The following is a 2,572-nucleotide window of genomic DNA, read 5'->3' as shown; positions in this document are numbered from 1 at the left end:
CGCGGGCGGCGCATCGAGCTGGTCGGCGTCGACGACCCGCATGCCAACCGCGACGTCTTCCCCGGCCCCGAGGATGCTGCGTCGGTAGGGTCGGCAGGGTCAGCCACATCCCTCCCGGCGATCCGTGACCGGGAGGGCCGGGTGCTGAGGCTGGGACTCACGCACGCCCCCTATCGGCGGGTCCTGGAGGCGATGTGCACCGACGACGTCGACCTGGTCCTGGCCGGTCACACCCATGGCGGGCAGTTGTGCGTGCCCGGGGTGGGGGCGCTGGTGACCAACTGCGATCTGGACCGGGGGCGCGCCTCGGGGCTGTCGCAGTGGCCGGGACGACTCGGGGACCCGCGGGCAGCCGACCACATGTACCTGCACGTCTCGGCCGGGCTCGGCACGAGTCCCTTCACACCCGTGCGCCTGGCCTGCCGGCCCGAGGCCACGCTGCTGCGGCTGCTGCCTGTCTGAGGGACGGCGCGCGCCACCAGACCAGCACTTCGACAAAAACTTCATAAATGACGCGGAGCCGTGTCGTCTATGAAGTTTTTGTCGAAGTGTGAGGGCCTGGGCACGGCAGTCAGTGACGCCAGCGGGCGAAGCCGCCCTCGGAGCTGATGACCTGCCCGGTGACCCAGCGGGCCTCGTCGGTGAGCAGCCACGTGATGAGCCGGGCGGGGTCGTCAGGCTCGCCCCAGCGCCCCTGGGGGAACATGGCCGCTGTCGCCTGGCGTATCTCCTCTGTGACGTAGCCGGTGTCGACGGGACCGGGATTGACCGTGTTGACGGTGATGCCGGCGTCGATGAGCTCGTCGGAGATGGTCAGTGTGACGCCGGCAATGGCGGCCTTGGCGGCGGCGTAGGCGATCTCCCCGGGTAGAGGCGCCAGGCCCTGACCGGAGGTGAGGAAGACGATGGCACCGCGGCGGCGCCCGGGGCCGGACGGGACGGGCGCGGCGAAGCCCTCCTGGGCGGCGAAGGCCTGTGCCAGGAGAATGGAGGCGCGGGCGTCGACCGCCCAATGGGCGTCCAGGATGTCCTCAGTCATCTCGGAGAGCGGTCCGTCGGGACTGCTCATGGCCTGATTGCACACGAGGGCATCAAGGTGGCCCACGGCGGCCGCGGCCTGCTCGACGACGCGGCCGGGCTCCCCGGGGACGGCCAGGTCGGCGGGGATGTCGACGAGGCGGGCCGAGCCGACCAGGTGGGTGCGGATGGAGGCCATGACGGCCTCGACGTCGTCGGCGCCCCAGGGCTGGGAGGCATCGTGAGAGCAGTAGTGGTGGGCGACGATGCTCGCCCCGTAGTCGGCGGCACGGCAGGCGATGGCGTGGCCGATGCCGACACGGCGGCTGACGCCGGTAACCAGCACCGTGCGGCCGGCCAGGGGAAACGGGTCGCGACCCGCGGAACCGGCTGGAGCGGCGGAGCGGTTGGCATGGTGAGCGTCGATGGCCATACCGGCGAGTGTAGAGGCTGCGCCAGTCGGCGGTGGTGATCGGGAGAGGGTCGTGCTGGCGATCTGGATCTGAATCGCAGACGGGGACATTCGGCATCGACGGGTGCGCGGTGTTCCGGCAGGGACATCCTGCGCAACCGGGCGCTCCCCGCAGGCGTCGCACGGTGCCCGTCAGTGCAGATCCGGGGTGATACGGGCCTCCCCACGGCGTCGATCGTCTCCAACCGCGCAGGAGGGCCAACGGACTGGCCGGGTCAGGCCTCGGTGCGGTCCAGCTCGCGGGCGAAGACCTCGTGGTTGGTCTGCGAGGACAGGACGAAGCGGATGAGCTCAAGGCGGCCGGCGGCTTCAGGCTCGGTGCGGGAGCGGTCTTCGACGGCGCGGGCCCGGGCCACGGCGATCTCGGCGACCTGGGCGATGGGCCAGCCGTAGACGCCGGCAGAGACGGCCGGCAAGGCGACGCCGACGCAACCGAGCTGAACGGCGAGCGTCAGGGACGCGTCCAAACAGGCCCTCAGCAGAGCGGGGTCGTCCTGGCCCGCGTGACGGTTGGGGCCGACGGTGTGGATGACCCAGGACGCGGGCAGGTCGAATCCGGGCGTGGCCACGGCGCGGCCGACCGGCAGTCCGTCGGGCAGCTCGGCGGCGCGCAGCCTCTGGCAGGCCTCGAGCAGTCGAGGACCAGCGGCGCGGTGGATGGCACCGTCGACTCCCCCGCCGCCCAGGAGCGTGCTGTTGGCGGCATTGACAATGGCATCGACCTTCTCGGTGGTGATATCGCCGACGACGGCCTCGATGCGCATGATGGGGACTCCTGTTCCACTGCGGGTGCTCGGGTCGGTCTCTTCGGGCCGGATGCCGGGGCCGGGTCTCATGAGAGACGACGCGGAGCCGGCCAGTCCCAAGCCGATCACGGGCAGCCTGCCATGGGCACCGTCGGATGCCAACCGGGCCAGGAAGGGGTGGGCGCCTACGTGACGCACGACTCAGCTGCTCCGATTTCCTCCCCGCGGTGGGTGGAGGCTATGCTGTCGCCTGCTGCACACGGGGTGTGGCGCAGTTTGGTAGCGCGCTTCGTTCGGGACGAAGAGGTCGTGGGTTCAAATCCCGCCACCCCGACGA

At 71.0% G+C, this 2,572-nt stretch carries 3 protein-coding genes and 1 tRNA gene; 2 read left to right on the top strand and 2 right to left on the bottom strand.

The window, feature by feature from the left end; translation table 11 throughout:
* Positions 1-462 (top strand): metallophosphoesterase (locus tag RWR81_RS13615; RefSeq protein WP_399498466.1); only part of this gene is annotated, 462 nt, incomplete at its 5' end.
* A gap of 109 nt (positions 463-571) precedes the next feature.
* Here RWR81_RS13615 and RWR81_RS13610 read toward each other — a convergent pair.
* Together RWR81_RS13610 and RWR81_RS13605 are read right to left on the bottom strand one after the other, a co-directional pair.
* The gene (locus RWR81_RS13610; RefSeq protein ID WP_314458236.1) at positions 572-1,450 is read right to left on the bottom strand and encodes an SDR family oxidoreductase; all 879 of its coding nucleotides are present in this window, start codon (positions 1,448-1,450) and stop codon (positions 572-574) included.
* A gap of 254 nt (positions 1,451-1,704) precedes the next feature.
* The gene (locus tag RWR81_RS13605; protein WP_314458237.1) at positions 1,705-2,253 is read right to left on the bottom strand and encodes an O-acetyl-ADP-ribose deacetylase; all 549 of its coding nucleotides are present in this window, start codon (positions 2,251-2,253) and stop codon (positions 1,705-1,707) included.
* Between the two features lie 242 nt (positions 2,254-2,495).
* Here RWR81_RS13605 and RWR81_RS13600 point away from each other — a divergent pair.
* A tRNA-Pro gene (locus RWR81_RS13600) sits at positions 2,496-2,569 on the top strand.
* Positions 2,570-2,572 lie beyond the last annotated feature (3 nt).

Origin of the sequence: uncultured Actinomyces sp. (assembly GCF_963526355.1) — a bacterium.
Classification (GTDB): domain Bacteria; phylum Actinomycetota; class Actinomycetes; order Actinomycetales; family Actinomycetaceae; genus Actinomyces.
Note: the sequence above shows the minus strand (reverse complement) of the source record. Positions and strands in the feature narration are given on the sequence as shown.

Bases quoted from the DNA above. Each gene is read 5' to 3' on its own strand.
- RWR81_RS13610 (WP_314458236.1), bottom strand. From the start codon at position 1,450: ATGGCCATCGACGCTCACCATGCCAACCGCTCCGCCGCTCCAGCCGGT.
- RWR81_RS13605 (WP_314458237.1), bottom strand. From the start codon at position 2,253: ATGCGCATCGAGGCCGTCGTCGGCGATATCACCACCGAGAAGGTCGAT.